The sequence below is a fragment of the Streptomyces sp. NPDC091271 genome (assembly GCF_044757505.1).
Lineage (GTDB): Bacteria > Actinomycetota > Actinomycetes > Streptomycetales > Streptomycetaceae > Streptomyces.
This window is the reverse complement of sequence record NZ_JBIVVD010000007.1, coordinates 150,931-165,133: the sequence shown is the minus strand read 5'-3', so window position 1 is coordinate 165,133 and position 14,203 is coordinate 150,931. Positions and strand designations below refer to the sequence as shown.

The 14,203-nt window shown below is 71.8% G+C and carries 14 protein-coding genes; 8 read left to right on the top strand and 6 right to left on the bottom strand.

What is annotated here, in order from left to right; genetic code table 11:
• Nucleotides 1-15 precede the first annotated feature (15 nt).
• The 4 genes from ACIQM3_RS27800 to ACIQM3_RS27785 all read right to left on the bottom strand — a co-directional run bounded on the left by ACIQM3_RS27800 (nt 16) and on the right by ACIQM3_RS27785 (nt 4,201).
• Nucleotides 16-474 (bottom strand): MaoC family dehydratase, encoded by a 459-nt coding sequence (locus tag ACIQM3_RS27800; protein WP_401628769.1) that lies wholly within the window; start codon nt 472-474, stop codon nt 16-18.
• Between the two features lie 35 nt (nt 475-509).
• Nucleotides 510-1,853 (bottom strand): MFS transporter, encoded by a 1,344-nt coding sequence (locus ACIQM3_RS27795; RefSeq protein WP_401628766.1) that lies wholly within the window; start codon nt 1,851-1,853, stop codon nt 510-512.
• 115 nt (nt 1,854-1,968) lie between these two features.
• Nucleotides 1,969-3,195 carry an acetyl-CoA C-acetyltransferase gene (locus ACIQM3_RS27790; RefSeq protein ID WP_401628763.1) on the bottom strand — a complete coding sequence of 409 codons (1,227 nt, stop codon included), beginning with the start codon at nt 3,193-3,195 and terminating at the stop codon, nt 1,969-1,971.
• A 115-nt stretch (nt 3,196-3,310) separates the two neighbouring features.
• Nucleotides 3,311-4,201 (bottom strand): LysR family transcriptional regulator, encoded by an 891-nt coding sequence (locus ACIQM3_RS27785; RefSeq protein WP_401629774.1) that lies wholly within the window; start codon nt 4,199-4,201, stop codon nt 3,311-3,313.
• A gap of 155 nt (nt 4,202-4,356) precedes the next feature.
• On the opposite strand from ACIQM3_RS27785, the gene ACIQM3_RS27780 reads away from it, so the two are divergent.
• The 4 genes from ACIQM3_RS27780 to ACIQM3_RS27765 all read left to right on the top strand — a co-directional run bounded on the left by ACIQM3_RS27780 (nt 4,357) and on the right by ACIQM3_RS27765 (nt 8,140).
• On the top strand, nt 4,357-5,274 hold the full coding sequence (locus ACIQM3_RS27780; RefSeq protein WP_401629772.1) for a CoA transferase subunit A: 918 nt from the start codon (nt 4,357-4,359) through the stop codon (nt 5,272-5,274).
• A 26-nt stretch (nt 5,275-5,300) separates the two neighbouring features.
• Entirely contained in the window at nt 5,301-6,077 is a 777-nt protein-coding gene (locus tag ACIQM3_RS27775) for a CoA-transferase subunit beta (RefSeq protein ID WP_401628760.1), read from the top strand.
• Nucleotides 6,078-6,138: 61 nt separating this feature from the next.
• Nucleotides 6,139-7,677, top strand: coding sequence for a 3-hydroxyacyl-CoA dehydrogenase (locus ACIQM3_RS27770; RefSeq protein WP_401628758.1), 1,539 nt, complete (start codon nt 6,139-6,141; stop codon nt 7,675-7,677).
• 67 nt (nt 7,678-7,744) lie between these two features.
• Nucleotides 7,745-8,140, top strand: coding sequence for a VOC family protein (locus ACIQM3_RS27765; RefSeq protein WP_401628755.1), 396 nt, complete (start codon nt 7,745-7,747; stop codon nt 8,138-8,140).
• On the opposite strand, the gene ACIQM3_RS27760 is transcribed toward ACIQM3_RS27765, so the two are convergent.
• Both ACIQM3_RS27760 and ACIQM3_RS27755 read right to left on the bottom strand, forming a co-directional pair.
• Nucleotides 8,077-8,838 carry a DUF6597 domain-containing transcriptional factor gene (locus ACIQM3_RS27760; RefSeq protein ID WP_401628752.1) on the bottom strand — a complete coding sequence of 254 codons (762 nt, stop codon included), beginning with the start codon at nt 8,836-8,838 and terminating at the stop codon, nt 8,077-8,079. The genes ACIQM3_RS27765 and ACIQM3_RS27760 overlap by 64 nt on opposite strands.
• 32 nt (nt 8,839-8,870) lie before the next feature.
• A complete protein-coding gene (locus tag ACIQM3_RS27755; RefSeq protein ID WP_401628749.1) occupies nt 8,871-9,998 on the bottom strand; it encodes a YihY/virulence factor BrkB family protein in 1,128 nt (375 codons plus the stop codon).
• Between the two features lie 17 nt (nt 9,999-10,015).
• On the opposite strand from ACIQM3_RS27755, the gene ACIQM3_RS27750 reads away from it, so the two are divergent.
• The 4 genes from ACIQM3_RS27750 to ACIQM3_RS27735 all read left to right on the top strand — a co-directional run bounded on the left by ACIQM3_RS27750 (nt 10,016) and on the right by ACIQM3_RS27735 (nt 14,090).
• Complete coding sequence (locus tag ACIQM3_RS27750) at nt 10,016-11,653, top strand: acyl-CoA dehydrogenase family protein (protein WP_401628746.1); 1,638 nt, start codon at nt 10,016-10,018, stop codon at nt 11,651-11,653.
• Between the two features lie 272 nt (nt 11,654-11,925).
• Nucleotides 11,926-13,218, top strand: a complete 1,293-nt coding sequence (locus ACIQM3_RS27745; RefSeq protein WP_401628743.1) for a GAF domain-containing protein — start codon at nt 11,926-11,928, stop codon at nt 13,216-13,218.
• Between the two features lie 48 nt (nt 13,219-13,266).
• Nucleotides 13,267-13,860, top strand: coding sequence for a GNAT family N-acetyltransferase (locus tag ACIQM3_RS27740; protein ID WP_401628741.1), 594 nt, complete (start codon nt 13,267-13,269; stop codon nt 13,858-13,860).
• A gap of 146 nt (nt 13,861-14,006) precedes the next feature.
• Nucleotides 14,007-14,090: a putative leader peptide gene (locus ACIQM3_RS27735; RefSeq protein WP_349817346.1), complete on the top strand. Its 84-nt coding sequence runs from the start codon at nt 14,007-14,009 to the stop codon at nt 14,088-14,090.
• Nucleotides 14,091-14,203 lie beyond the last annotated feature (113 nt).

Below are 14,203 nucleotides of genomic sequence, written 5' to 3'. Positions count from 1 at the left end.
CGGGAGCAGCGGCCGTCAGGGATAGAAGTGCGTCAGCGACTCCGCGACGCAGGCCGGCTTCTGCGACCCTTCGAGCTCGAAGGTGAAGGCCCGGGTCATCTGCACGCCGCCCCGCGCGACCTCCGTCACCTCCGCGACGGACGCGTGCAGCCGTACGCGGCTGCCGACGGGGACGGGCGCCGGGTACCTGACCCGGTTGACCCCGTAGTTGAGCGCGCGTCCCACGCCGTGGACCTGGAGCAGCTCGCCGAACATCGGGATGCCCCAGCTCAGCACCATGTAGCCGTGGGCGATGGTGCGCCCGTACGGGCCGGCGGCCGCGCGTTCGACGTCGGTGTGGATCCACTGGTGGTCCCCCGAGACGTACGCGTAGGCGTCGATCAGCTCCTGGGTGACCTCCTTCCACTCCGAGTGCCCGAGGTCGCGCCCGCCGAGGGCGAGGATCTCCGGGATGCCGTTGACGGTCAGGGGCATCGGTGGTGCTCCGTTCTGCTCGTACGGGGGTGTGGTCAGGCGGTGACGGGCGCGGTGCGGGGCGCGGCGACGGGCTCCGCGGCCTGCTCGTCGTGGTTGGGGCGCTTGAGCAGGAGGAGCATGCACCCCAGGGTCAGCGCCACCTGGAAGACGGCGTACGCGATGACGGCGGTGATCGAGCCGGTGCGGTTGAGCAGGAACTGGCCGATGATCGGGGTCGTACCGCCGAGCAGCGTGCCGCAGAGCTGGTAGCAGAGCGAGATGCCGGTGTAGCGCAGGTGGGCCGGGAAGCGGCTGGCGAGCATGCCGGCGAGGGCCGCGTAGTAGAGGCAGTGCGGGATCGTGGCGACGGCGACGCCGAGCATCGCGAGGCCGTAGTTCTCGGTGCTGATGAGGAGGAACATCACCGGCATCAGGATCAGCTCGGGAAGCAGCATCACGGTCACCGCGCGGGACCAGCTCTTCATCCGGGTGGCGATGAGGGCGCCGAAGGGCTGGACGATGATCTGGGTGACGTTGGCGACGAGGATGATCGTCAGGAACGAGCTGCGGTCGAAGTCGAGGGACGTGGTGGCCCAGGACAGGGCGAACGTCGACTTGAAGTACGTGGCCGAGAGGCCGATGGTGCAGGCGCCGATGCCGAGGACGATCAGCATGGGGTGGCTGCGCAGGACCTCGGTCAGCGGGAGCTTGACGACTTCCTTCTTCTCGATGAGCTTGGCCATCGCCGGGGACTCGGTGACCTTCAGGCGGACCAGCAGGCCCACCATGACGAGTGCGGCGGAGGCGAGGAACGGCACCCGCCAGCCCCAGGAGACGAAGGCGTCGTCGGGCAGCTGGCTGATGGCGAGGAAGCTCACGGTGGAGAGGGTGTTGCCGACGGGCGAGCCCTGCTGGGCGAACGCCCCGTACAGCACGGATTTGCCCTTGGGGGCATGCTCGGAGGCGATCAGGACGGAGCCGCCCCACTCCCCGCCGAGGCCGATGCCCTGGATCATGCGGATGCAGACCAGCAGGATCGGGGCGGCGATGCCGATGGAGGCGTAGCCGGGCAGCAGGCCGATCGCGGTGGTCGAGACGCCCATCATCAGCAGGGTGATGACGAGGGTCTTCTTACGGCCGAGCTTGTCGCCGTAGTGGCCGAAGATGATGCCGCCGAGGGGGCGGGCGAGGAAGCCGACCCAGAAGGTGGCGAAGGCGACCAGGGTGCCTATGGGGCCTTCGAGTTCGGGGAAGAACACCTTGTCGAAGACGAGCGCTGCCGCGGTTCCGTAGATGTAGAAGTCGAACCACTCGATGGTGGAGCCGATGAAGGCTCCGAACCCTGCGCGGTTGGCGGCTTTCGTTCGCTCGCGTGCGGTTGCGGTGTTCGCACTCATGGTGGCTCCCGTGAACATGGTTGATCGAGCGGATGGACACGGCTGACCCGGCGTCGCCCGGGACGCCCTGGTCGCGTGGTGGGGAGGGGACGGAATTCTCGACGTGAGAGGGGTGTCAGGCGGCGATGCGTTCGAAGACCGCGGCGAGGCCCTGGCCGCCGCCGATGCACATGGTCTCCAGGCCGTAGCGTGACTCGCTGCGGTGCATCTCCCGGCTGAGCGTGGCGAGGATGCGGGCGCCGGTGGCGCCGACGGGGTGGCCGAGCGATACGCCGGATCCGTTGACGTTGATCCGCTGCTCGTGGTCCTTCTCGCCGAGCCCCAGCTCCCGGGTGCAGGCCAGGACCTGGGCGGCGAACGCCTCGTTGATCTCGATCAGGTCGAGGTCGCCGAGGGTGAGACCGGCGCGGCCGAGGGCCGCGTGGGTGGCCGGGACGGGGCCGATGCCCATCGTCGCGGCGGGGACACCCGCGCGGGCGAAGGAGACCAGACGGACGAGCGGGGTGAGCCCGAGCCGTTCGGCGGTGGCGGCGCTGGTGACCAGGCAGGCGGCGGCCGCGTCGTTCTGTCCGCTCGCGTTGCCCGCGGTGACGGTGGCCTCCGGGTCGGTCTTGGCCATGATGGGGCGCAGCGCGGCGAGCTGCTCGGCGGTGGTGTCGGGGCGGGGGTGCTCGTCGGCGGTGACGACCGTCTCGCCCTTCCTCGTGCGCACGGTCACGGGGACGGTCTCGGCGTCGTAGCGCCCCTCCTTCGCGGCGCGTGCGGCGCGGGCCTGCGAGCGCAGGGCGAGGGCGTCCTGGTCGGCCCGGCTGATCCCGTACTCGCGGCGCAGGTTCTCGGCGGTCTCGATCATGCCGCCGGGGACGGGGTGGTGGACGCCACCGGCGGTGACGCGGCCCCGGGCCAGGGAGTCGTGGAGCTGGAGGCCGGGGCCCTTGATGCCCCAGCGTCCGTCGTGCGTGTAGTACGGGGCGGCGCTCATGACGTCGACGCCGCCCGCGACGACGACGTCGCTGAAGCCGGCCCGGATCTGCATGGCCGCGTCGAGGACGGCCTGCAGCCCGGAGCCGCAGCGCCGGTCGGTCTGGGCGCCGGTGACGGAGTCGGGGAGTCCGGCGTCCAGGGCGGCGACGCGGCCGATGGCGGGGGCCTCGGACGAGGGGTAGGCGTGTCCGAGGATCACCTCGTCCACCCGGTCCGGGTCGATTCCCGTACGGGCGACGACCTCGGCGATGACGCGTGCGGCGAGCGCGGCGGGCGTCTGCTGGGCGAAGGCTCCGCCGAACCGCCCGATGGGGGTGCGCAGCGGTTCGCAGATGACGACATCGGTCTGGTCGGGCACGGCGGAACACCTTTCGGCGGCTCGGGTGTGTGGGGTGACCTTCGCACTGGACCACTGAGTCGGTCCAATATCGAGTTACCGCACATTCAAGACGCCACGCGTCTCAATCGGGCCCCTACGGCGTGGGCAGGGCCTCCTCGGCGACCGCGAGCACCGCTCGGAGCGCGGCCGACGGGTTGTCCGTGCGCCAGGCAAGCGCCGCCTGGCGCCGGACGGGCGGGCCGGCGAGGGACCGGTAGACCAGCCCGTTCTGCTGGATGTGGCGGACGGAGGAGACCGTGAGCGTGACGCCGACGCCCGCGGCGACGAGGGCCAGGATCGTGTACGAGTCGGGGGCCTCCTGCACCACGCGCGGGTTGAAGCCGGTGGCCTCGCAGACCTGCACCATCGCGTCGCGCACCGTGGAGCCGGCGTTGGCGGGGAAGGAGACGAAGGGTTCGTCGGCGAGGATCCCGATCGGGATGCTCTCCAGGCGGGCGAGCGGGTGGTCGGAGGGCAGCGCGCAGAGCAGCTCCTCCTCGTCGATCACCCGGTAGGCCACCCCGGGCTGGGTGACCGGCAGCCGGACGAATCCCAGGTCGAGGGAGCCGTCGGCGACCCGGGACAGGGCGACGTTGGCGTAGGTCTGGCCCTTCATGACCAGCTCGATCCCGGGGTGGGCGGCCCGCACCGCCCGGGTCAGCAGGGGGAGGGTCTCGTGGCTCGACGCTCCCGCGAAGCCGATGGTGACCCGGCCGTACTCCCCGCGCCCTGCGGCCTTCGCGGCGCGTACCGCGATGTCGAGGTCGTCGAGCACGGTCCGTACGGGTTCGAGGAAGGACTCCCCCGCGCTGGTGAGCCTCACCGAGCGGGTGTTGCGCTCGAAGAGCTGGACGCCGAGCTCCTTCTCCAGCTGCCGGATCTGCTGGCTGAGCGGGGGCTGCGCCATCTGGAGCCGCTTGGCGGCGCGGCCGAAGTGCAGCTCCTCGGCGACGGCGGTGAACGCTGTCAGATGACGCAGTTCCATCGGGACTTCCATTCATTAACGATCAGTCTTGATCCGACCTTAATTTGGTATTGGACAGCAATCAATGGCCGCTGACACGGTAAGGGCGACCAGCACGCACTCGCCCGAGGAGCACCGTGGAGCGGACGGATACGGCCGACGGGGCCGGCAAAGTCATGTCGATGAAGGAGGCCGTCGCCTCCTTCGTGCACGACGGGGCCACCGTCAGCCTCGAAGGGTTCACCCATCTCGTCCCCACCGCCGCGGGGCACGAGATCATCCGGCAGGGCCGCAAGGACCTCACCGTCGTACGGATGACGGCGGACATCGTGGTGGACCAGATGATCGCGGCGGGCTGCGTCTCGCGGCTGGTCTCCTCCTTCGTGGGCAACTCGTCCGCCGGTTCGCTCGGCGAGCTGCGGCGCAGGATCGAGCGCGCCGACCCGGCTCCGCTGGCCTTCGAGGAGTACAGCCACTACGGGATGGTCTGCCGCTACCTCGCGGGCTCCCAGCGCCTGCCGTTCTATCCGCTGCGCAGCTACGGCGGCAGCGATCTGCCGTCCGTCAACAGCGATCTGCGCAAGGTGACCTCGCCCTACCCGGGGCCCGACGGGGAGCCGGAGCAGATCTACGTCGTGCCGCCGGTGAACCCGGACGTGACGATCATCCACGCCCAGCGGGCCGACCGCAGGGGCAACACCCAGATCTGGGGGCTGACCGGCATCCAGGCCGAGGCGGTGTACGCCGCGGACAAGGCGATCGTCGTCGTCGAGGAGATCGTCGGGGACGAGGTGGTCCGCTCGGACCCCAACCGCACGCTCGTCCCGTCCCACGCCGTGGACGCCGTCGTCGTCTGTCCGCGTGGCGCGCACCCGTCCTTCGCGCAGGGGTACTACGACCGCGACAACGCCTTCTACCGGGCCTGGTCGCACATCAGCAAGGACCCGGAGCGGCTGCGGGCGTGGCTGGACGAGTGGGTGTACGGAACGGCCGACCACGCCGCGTACGTCGACAAGCTGGGCGAGGACTTCTGGGCGGGGCTCGCGGTGGGCGAGGCGCTCAGCGAACCGGTGAACTACGGGCGGCGGCTGTGAGCACGCCCCAGGGGAAGGAACGGACCATGACCACCACCGCACCGGAGACCGTCACCTCGTCCGAGCTGCTCTCCGTCGTCGCCTCCCGCGAACTGGCCTCCCGCCGCACGGTGTTCGCCGGCATCGGGCTGCCGACGCTCGCCACCGAGCTCGCCCATCTGACCGTCGCGCCGCAGATCGAGGTGGTGTACGAGTCCGGGGTCTGCGGGGCGCACCCCTCGCATCTGCCGGAGACGATCGCCGACGCGGTACTCATCTCGGGCGCGGAGGCCGTGCTCTCGATGCCTGCGCTGTTCGGCTGCGTACTCCAGGGCGGCCACATCGACGTGGGCTTCCTCGGCGCCGCGCAGATCGACCGGTGGGGCAACCTCAACACCTCCGTCATCGGCGACTGGGACAGTCCCACGGTGCGGCTCCCCGGCTCCGGCGGCGCGATCGAGGTGATGGCCAACTCCCACGAGGTCTTCGTGGTGATGCGCCGTCACAACCCGCGCTCCTTCACCGGGACCCTGGACTTCTGCACCACCCCGGGGCCGGACCGCGCGCTCGCCGAGGGCATCAGGCCGCTGGGCGCCGGAGTCACCCGGGTCATCACCGAACTGGGCATCCTGGCACGCGAGGGCGTCGGCGAGGAGCTGAAGCTGATCGCCGTCCACCCGGGTGTCACGGTCGAGCAGGTCCGGGAGGCGACCGGCTGGGACCTGAAGGTGTCCGACGAGGTCGGCACCGTGCCGCCCCCGACCGCCGCGGAGCTGCGGCTCCTCCGGGAGGACGTCGACCCCGGCCGCGTCTATCTTCGCTGAGGGCACACCCGATCCCGGGGAGCGTTTCCCCGATCCCCACCCCGAGAGGACCGTAACTGCCATGCGTATCAGGATCGTCGGCGCCGGAGCCATGGGACGCGGCATCGCCCAGTGGGCGGCGGCCGGCGGACACACCGTAGAGCTCTGCGACGTCCGGACCGAGGCGGTGACGGCGGCCGTCGACTTCGTACGGTCCATGCTGGAGCGCGCGGTGGACAAGGGACGGATGTCCGCCGGGGACCGGGACGCCGCCCTGGAGCGGCTGGTCCCGCTGGACGACCCGTGGGGACCCGGGCCGGAGGTCGGACTGGTCATCGAGGCCGTACGGGAGGACCTGGACACCAAGGCCGAGGTCTTCGGGAAGCTGGAGCAGGCCCTGCCGGAGTCGGCGGTCTTCGCGACCAACACCTCGTCCCTGTCGGTGACCCGGATCGCCGCGTCGCTCCGGGACCCGGGGCGCCTGGCGGGGCTGCACTTCTTCAACCCCGTGCCGCTGATGAGGATCGTCGAGGTCGTGCCTGGCGCCGCCACCCGCCCCGGAATCCCGGCGGCTCTCACGGAGCTGGTGGAGAGCTGCGGCCACCGCGCGGTCACCGTCGCCGACACCCCCGGCTTCCTGGTCAACCACGCCGGCCGGGGACTGGTGACCGAGGCCCTGGCGCTGCTGGAGGAGTCCGTCGCCGACCCGGCCGGGATCGACCGGATCGCCCGGGACGTCCTGGGGCTGCGCATGGGCCCCTTCGAACTGATGGATCTCACCGGGCTCGACGTCACGGCTGCCGTGATCGACTCGATCTGGCAGGGCTTCCGCCACGAGGACCGGCTCCGCCCCTCCTACCTGACCCCGAACCGGGTGACCGCGGGCCTGCACGGCCGCAAGACCGGGCAGGGCTGGTTCGCGTACGGGCCCGAGGCGCCCGCCCCCGCCCCGGAGGCGCCGGTGACGGGTGACGCGGACCGGCCGGTGTTCGTCGCGGGCGGCGAGGGCGCAGGGGACACGGCAGCGCTGCGGTCCGCGCTGTCCGCCGCGGGAGCGACGGTCGAGAGCGGTGCCGAGCCCTCCGGCCGCGCCCTCGTCCTCGTCCCGGTCTGGGGCACCACGGTGGCGGCCTCCGTCGCCTCGCTGGGCCTTCCCGCCGCACGCACCTTCGGCGTCGATCCGCTGGCCCCGGCGGGCCGCCGGCGGGTGCTCGCGGTGACGCCCGCGGCCGACCCGGCCGCGGCGCGGGACGCCCGCGCCGTCCTGGCCCGCGCGGCGGACGGCGAGGACCCCTGGGCCGTGTCGGTGGTGCGGGACACCGCGGGCTCGGTCGCGCAGCGGCTGCTCGCGTCGGTGGTGTCCGTCGCCGCGTCGATCGCGGAACGCTCGCTGGCCACCCCGGCGGACATCGACCTCGCCGTCACGACCGGCCTCGGTTACCCGGCGGGGCCGCTGGCCTGGGGCGACCGGGTCGGCGCCGCGCGGATGCTGGAGCTGCAGCGGGCCCTGCACGCCACGACCGGCGACCCGCGTCACCGGCCGACCCGCTGGCTCACCGAGCGCGCTCAGCTGAGGCTGCCGCTGACGGACCCGGGCAACGCGCCGGCCGACTGCGCCTGAGCCGTATGCGGGGGCCGTGACCGTTTCGTACAAGACCTGGTCACGACCCCCGCCGTACGGTCCTTCCATGACTCCACGACTCGACGCGATCTCCGTCATCACCGCCGACATGGCCGCCTCGCTGGCCTTCTACCGGAGGCTCGGGCTCGACGTCCCCGCCGGGGCCGAATCGGCACCTCATGTCGAAGTGACCCTTCCGGGCGGGCAGCGCCTGCTGTGGGACACCGAGGACGTCATCCGCTCGTTCGACCCCGGCTGGACGGCTCCGAAGGGCGGTGAGCGCCTCGGGCTCGCCTTCCTCTGCGACAGCCCGGCGGAGGTCGACGCGGTGTACGCCGAACTGACCGCCGCCGGATACGAGGGCGGTCTGGAGCCCTGGGACGCCGTCTGGGGCCAGCGTTACGCGGTCGTCCTCGACCCGGACGGCTGCGGGGTCTCGCTGTTCGCGGCCAACCCGTCGTAGCCCGTCGCGGCCAGGTAGCCGCCGAGGGTCGTTCCGGCCAGGTCCCGCATCTCGCGGGCCAGGTGCGCCTGGTCCGTACAGCCCGCGGCGTACGCGGCCTCGGCGTAGGGCGTTCCCGCCCGTACGAGGTCCAGGGCGCGCTGCAGTCTGAGGACCCTGGCCAGCGTCTTGGGGCCGTAGCCGAACGCGGCCAGCGAGCGCCGGTGCAGCTGGCGGGCGCCGAGCCCGACCTCCTGCGCGGTGGCGGCGACGGAACGCCCCTGCCGCAGCTGTGCGGCGACGGCCGCCGTGAGCGGGTCCGGGGGCTCGGTGCCGGCTGCCCGGCGCAGGGCGATGTCCTCCAGCGCGGCGGCCGGGTCGTCGGCCTCGCCGGTCCGCTCGGTGAGCCCGCGGACCTCGGGGCCCGGCCAGAGGGCGTCGAGCGCGACCCGCCGGTCGCGCAGCTCGTGCGCGGGGACGCCCAGGAGCGCGGGTGCCGTGCCGGGGGCGAAGCGGATGCCCGCGCAGCTGCCGGAGAGCGCCGCGGCGGGGGTGAAGGCGTGGGTGTCGGGGCCTGCCACCAGCAGTCGCCCGCCGGCCCACAGGAGGTCCATGCAGCCGTCGGGCAGGACGGGCCGTGAGGGTTCGCGCGGCCCGGACCAGGTCCACAGGACCGCGCCGCCGAAGCGCGATGCCCGCTCCTCGTACCGTGCGCCCATGTCACCAGGCTATCGGGAGAGCCCCCGGGTCCTCAGGGGGAATCCTTGTCCCGGTTCCCGTGCAGGCGGGATTTCACGTCGTCGGGGGGCAGGAAGCGTGACCAGCGCTCGGGGAATTCGGACGGCATGGACACGTCCTCGTCCTCGTCCTCGTCGGCGTAGGCGTCCCAGTTCGCGGCCCGTGCCACGAGTTCCGCGGCCTGGGCGGCCTTGATCCGGTCGCTGGCGGCGCGAGCGGCGGCGGTGGCGAGCGAGGGCCAGACACGGTCGATCGCCGCGTTCACGGCGGCGCCCACGAGTACGGCGAAGGCGGAGATGCCTATCCAGAGGAGGACGGCGATGGGCGCGGCCAACGAGCCGTAGATGGTGGGCCCTTCGACCGTGCTCGTCAGGTAGATCCGCAGCAGGAAGCTGCCCACCACCCACATCCCGAGCGCCACGAGCGCCCCGGGCACGTCCTCTATCCACGGCGAACGGACGGGGACGGACACGTGGTAGAGCGTCGTCAGGAACGCGATGGACAGCAGTATCACGAGCGGCCAGTACATGACCGCGAGCACCTCGGTGCCCCAGGGGACGAACTCGACCACCCGGTCGGGACCGACCACCAGCAGAGGCAGCACGACCGCGCCCAGCAACAGCGCGACCACGTACAGCAGAAACGCGAGCAGACGGGTCTTGACGATGCCGCGGTGGCCGTCGAGCCCGTACATCACGGTGATGGTGTCGATGAAGACGTTCACGGCGCGCGAGCCCGACCAGAGCGCGATCGCGAACCCGAGGGAGATGACGTCGGGGCGCGCGCCCGTGGTCACGTCGGCTATGAGGGGCTCGGCGATCTCCTTGACACCCCGCTCGGAGAGCACCGTCTGCACCGCGCCCAGGATGTTGCGCTCGATGGAGGCGACCGTCGTGGTGGACGTCCAGTCGTCGACGTAGCCGAGCAGCCCGATCAGGCCGAGCAGCAGCGGCGGCAGGGACAGCAGGGTGAAGAACGCCGCCTCGGCCGCGAGGCCGAGGATGCGGTACTCGATGCACGAATTGACCGTGTCCTTGAGCAATTGCCATGCCATCTGCCGCTTCGAGACGTTGCGGTAGAGAACTCGAGCCCGGTGGAGCCGACCCGGTGGCCGCTCGGGTGTTTCGTTTGCTGCCTGCACCTCCTTACCGTATCGGCATGGCACCTAGCACCCACACAGTGACCAACCAGGTTCCGCCGCTGGTCGGCTATGACGTCTTCGCTGCCGACCGGGCACTGACGGAGGCCGTCGAGCGGCATCTCGCGCCCGGAATCCTCGACGAGGCCCGGGACGAGCTCGGCGGGCTGGGCCGGTCCGCCGGCTCTGTGCAGGCCCAGGAGTGGGGTGCGCAGGCCAACGAGAACCCGCCGAAGCTGCGTACGCACGACCGCTACGGACACCGCATCGACGAGGTGGACTTCCACCCGGCCTGGCACCGGCTGCTGGGGCACGCGGTCACGGCCGGGCTGACGGACGCCTGGGGCAGACAGGGCGGTCATGTCCGGCGCGCTGCCGGGTTCCTGGTCTGGACGCAGGCCGAGGCGGGCCACGGATGCCCGCTGTCGATGACGCACGCAGCGGTCCCGGCGCTGCGGACCGACCCCGCGCTGGCCGCGGAGTGGGAGCCGCTGCTGACGTCGCACGTCTACGAGGAGGGGCTGCGGCCCGCGTCGCAGAAGGCCGGTGTGCTCTTCGGGATGGGCATGACGGAGAAGCAGGGCGGCACCGACGTGCGGTCCAACACCACCCGGGCCGAGCCACTGGCCGGCGACGGGGAGTATCTGCTCACCGGCCACAAGTGGTTCTGTTCGGCACCCATGTCGGACGGCTTCCTGGTGCTGGCGCAGGCGCCGGGCGGGCTGAGCTGCTTCCTCGTGCCGCGGGTCCTGCCGGACGGTGAGCGCAACGCTTTCGCGATCCAGCGCCTCAAGGACAAGCTGGGCAACAGGTCCAACGCCTCCAGCGAGGTCGAGTTCGACGGGACGTGGGCCCGCCGGGTCGGCGAGGAGGGGCGGGGGGTGCGCACCATCATCGAGATGGTGGCGGCGACCCGGCTGGACTGCGTGGTCGGTTCGGCGGCTCTGATGCGCCAGGCGGTGACGCAGGCGATCCATCACAGCGCCCACCGCAGCGCGTTCGGCGGGCTGCTGATCGAGAAGCCGCTGATGCGCAACGTACTGGCCGACCTGGCCCTGGAGTCGGAGGCGGCGACGACCCTCGCGCTGCGGCTGGCCGCCGCCTACGACGCGGACACGGAGGAGGAGCGGGCCTTCCTGCGGATCGCGGTGCCCGCGGCCAAGTACTGGGTGACGAAGCGGTGCACCGCGGTGGTCGGGGAGGCCCTCGAATGCCTCGGCGGCAACGGTTACGTCGAGGAGTCCGGCATGCCCCGGCTGTTGCGGGAGGCGCCGCTCAACTCGATCTGGGAGGGCTCGGGCAACGTGCAGGCCCTCGATGTGCTGCGGGCCCTGCAGCGTGAGCCGCAGGCGCTCAACGCCTTCCTGCAGGAGGTCGGCAAGGCGCGGGGCGCGGACCACCGGCTCGACGCGGCGATCAAGGACCTGCTGACGGAGCTGGCCGACCTGGACGCCGTCGAGGCACGCGCCCGGCGGCTGGTGGAGCGGATGGCCCTGGTGTTGCAGGGCTCGCTGCTGCTGCGCTGGGCGCCGCCGGAGGTCGCGGACGCGTTCTGCGCCTCACGGCTGGGCAGGGACTGGGGCTCGGCCTTCGGGACGCTGCCGCACAGTCTGGATCTGGCCACGGTCGTGGAGCGGGCGCGGGCCCAGGAGGGGTAGGAATTCCGGAGAAACGGTGACAAACGACGGAGGGTGGTGCTGCGCCGACACGGCACCACCCTCCACGCTTGTGCACCACCGCACGGCGGGTCGAGGACTCACCGCACGGCGTTCCGCCACTGTCGTACGGTCTGCGGCCTGTTCACCAGAGTTGCAAAGGGTTGCAACCATTGCGTGGAGTACCAGCCAACGGGCACCCTGCACGGCAGGATGTGTCCTTCGGGCCTGGTTTCTCTTCCGGACCGGGCCCATGTGGTGTTGGGGGGACCGTCATGGAAGCAGACCCTGTCGCGCGACCGCGGCCGGAGAACGCCTCGTACCCGGCGCTGACCGAGCGCCTGGTCCACCGCGCACGGGAGGCCCGGCTGGTGGGCGAGCGTACGGCGGCGGCTCCGCGCGCGGAGATCGGCGCGTCCTGGGACCGTGTGCTGCGCAGCGGGATCGATCCCGAGCAGTCGCCGGAGAGCAGGCTGCTGGAGACCGACGAGATCGAGTACCGGCGCAGGGACACGGCGCTCGGCGAGGTCATGCCCGTACTCCGGGAGGGGCTGGCCACGATCGCGGACGCGGCGCAGCAGATCATGGTCGTCACGGACGCGGAGGGCAGGGTCCTGTGGCGTCAGGGGCACTCGGCCGTGATGCGCCGGGCGAAGGACATCTGCCTGGAGGAGGGTGCCGCCTGGGCGGAGTCGGCCACGGGCACGAACGCCATCGGTACGGCGCTCGCCGCACGCACGCCCATCCAGGTCCACTCCGCCGAGCACTTCATCCGCGCCCTGCACAACTGGACCTGCGCGGCGGCCCCGGTGCGCGACCCCCGGGACGGCCGGCTGATGGGCATCGTCGACATCAGCGGGCCCGCCTCCACCTTCCATCCGGCGACGCTGGCGCTGGTGGGTTCGGTGGCGGCGCTCGCGGAGAGCGAGTTGCGCGGCCGGCATCTGGGGGCGATCGAGCGGCTGCGCTCGGTGGCCGCGCCGCTTCTGTGCCGGCTGGGCGGCCGGGCCCTGGTGGTGGACACCCATGGCTGGCTGGCCGCCGTCAGCGGGATGCCGCCCGTGGACCGTCTTCCGCTGCCGAAGTCGCTGCAGCCGGGCACGGTGTGGCTGGCCGCGCTCGGGATGTGCCGGGTGGAGCCGCTGCCCGGCGGCTGGCTGGTCCAGGTCGCGGAGGGCGCGCACGACCGCCCGCCGCGCCGGGTGGTGCTCGACCTGAGCCGGGAGCGGGGACTCACCATCCATGTGGCGGGCCCCGTGGGCAACTGGACGCACCCGCTCTCACCCCGCCACGCGGAGCTGCTGTACGCCCTGGCCCTGCACCGGGAGGGGCGCACCGCGGCCGAGCTGGCCGAGGACGTCTTCGGTGACGCCTCCAGGACGGTGACGGTGCGGGCCGAGATATCCCGGATTCGCCGCCATCTCGCGGAGGTGCTGACCCATCGGCCGTACCGCTTCCGCGAGGGTGTCGAGGTGGAGGTGGTCCATCCGGACGTGCCGGCCGATCTGCTGCCCCGTTCGACGGCTCCGGTGGTGCTCAGGGCACGTATGCCTGCGGAGACGGGCTGAGCCGGGCCGGGTTTGGCGGCGGCCGGCAGTCGTGGTTTTCTGACCGCCATGAACGACTCCACGCATTCCGCCCCAGCCGTCCGCGACGTGACCGTCTGGTATCTGGAACAGACGTCGCCCGCCGACCTGAGCCCCGCCGCCCTCCCCGCGGACGGGGTGGCGGTCGCACGCTCGGAGATACCGCTGCCGGAGTTCAGCCGGTTCCTCTACACGGCGGTGGGCGCGGACGTCCGGTGGACCGACCGGCTGGACCACACCTACGCGCAGTGGCGGGACTTCCTGGAACGGCCTGGGGTCGAGACCTGGGTGGCGTACGAGAACGGGACCCCGGCGGGGTTCATCGAGCTCGACGCCCAGGAGGACGGGGCCGTCGAGGTCACGTACTTCGGCCTGATCCCGGCCTTCCGGGGCCGCCGGATCGGCGGGCACCTGCTGTCGTACGGCGTGGCGCGCGCCTGGGACCTCGCGGAGCGCCACCCGGAGCGGACCCCCACCAAGAGGGTGTGGCTGCACACGTGCTCGGACGACGGGCCGCACGCGATGGACAACTATCTGCGGCGGGGGTTCCGGCTGTTCGACACGAAGACCGAGCAGGGGGCCCAGGCCGCCCACCCCGGTTCCTGGCCCGGCGCGCACGCCTGATCGCACGCCCCGATCACACGCCCTCATGTCGCTTTGTCGACAGCGAGGGCGTGACCGACACCACATCGTCTCACCCTTCGGGACCATCACGTCCACATATTGGATCGTGGTGGACTGGCCCGAGATTCGCGTGACACGCTTCCGTCATGTCTGGAACTGGAATTGCCTTGGTGAGTCGGCGGCACGTCGACCTCGGCCGCATGTCCAGCGCCATCTGTCCGGTCCGCTGAGAGTCTCCAGCACCGCGATTTCCTGAAGTCCGCTCCACCCCTGCGCACCGCCGCGCCTCGCGCGAGTGTGCAGTTCAGAGCCGCCCTCCTGCAGTCCCGAAGGACGTATAGCC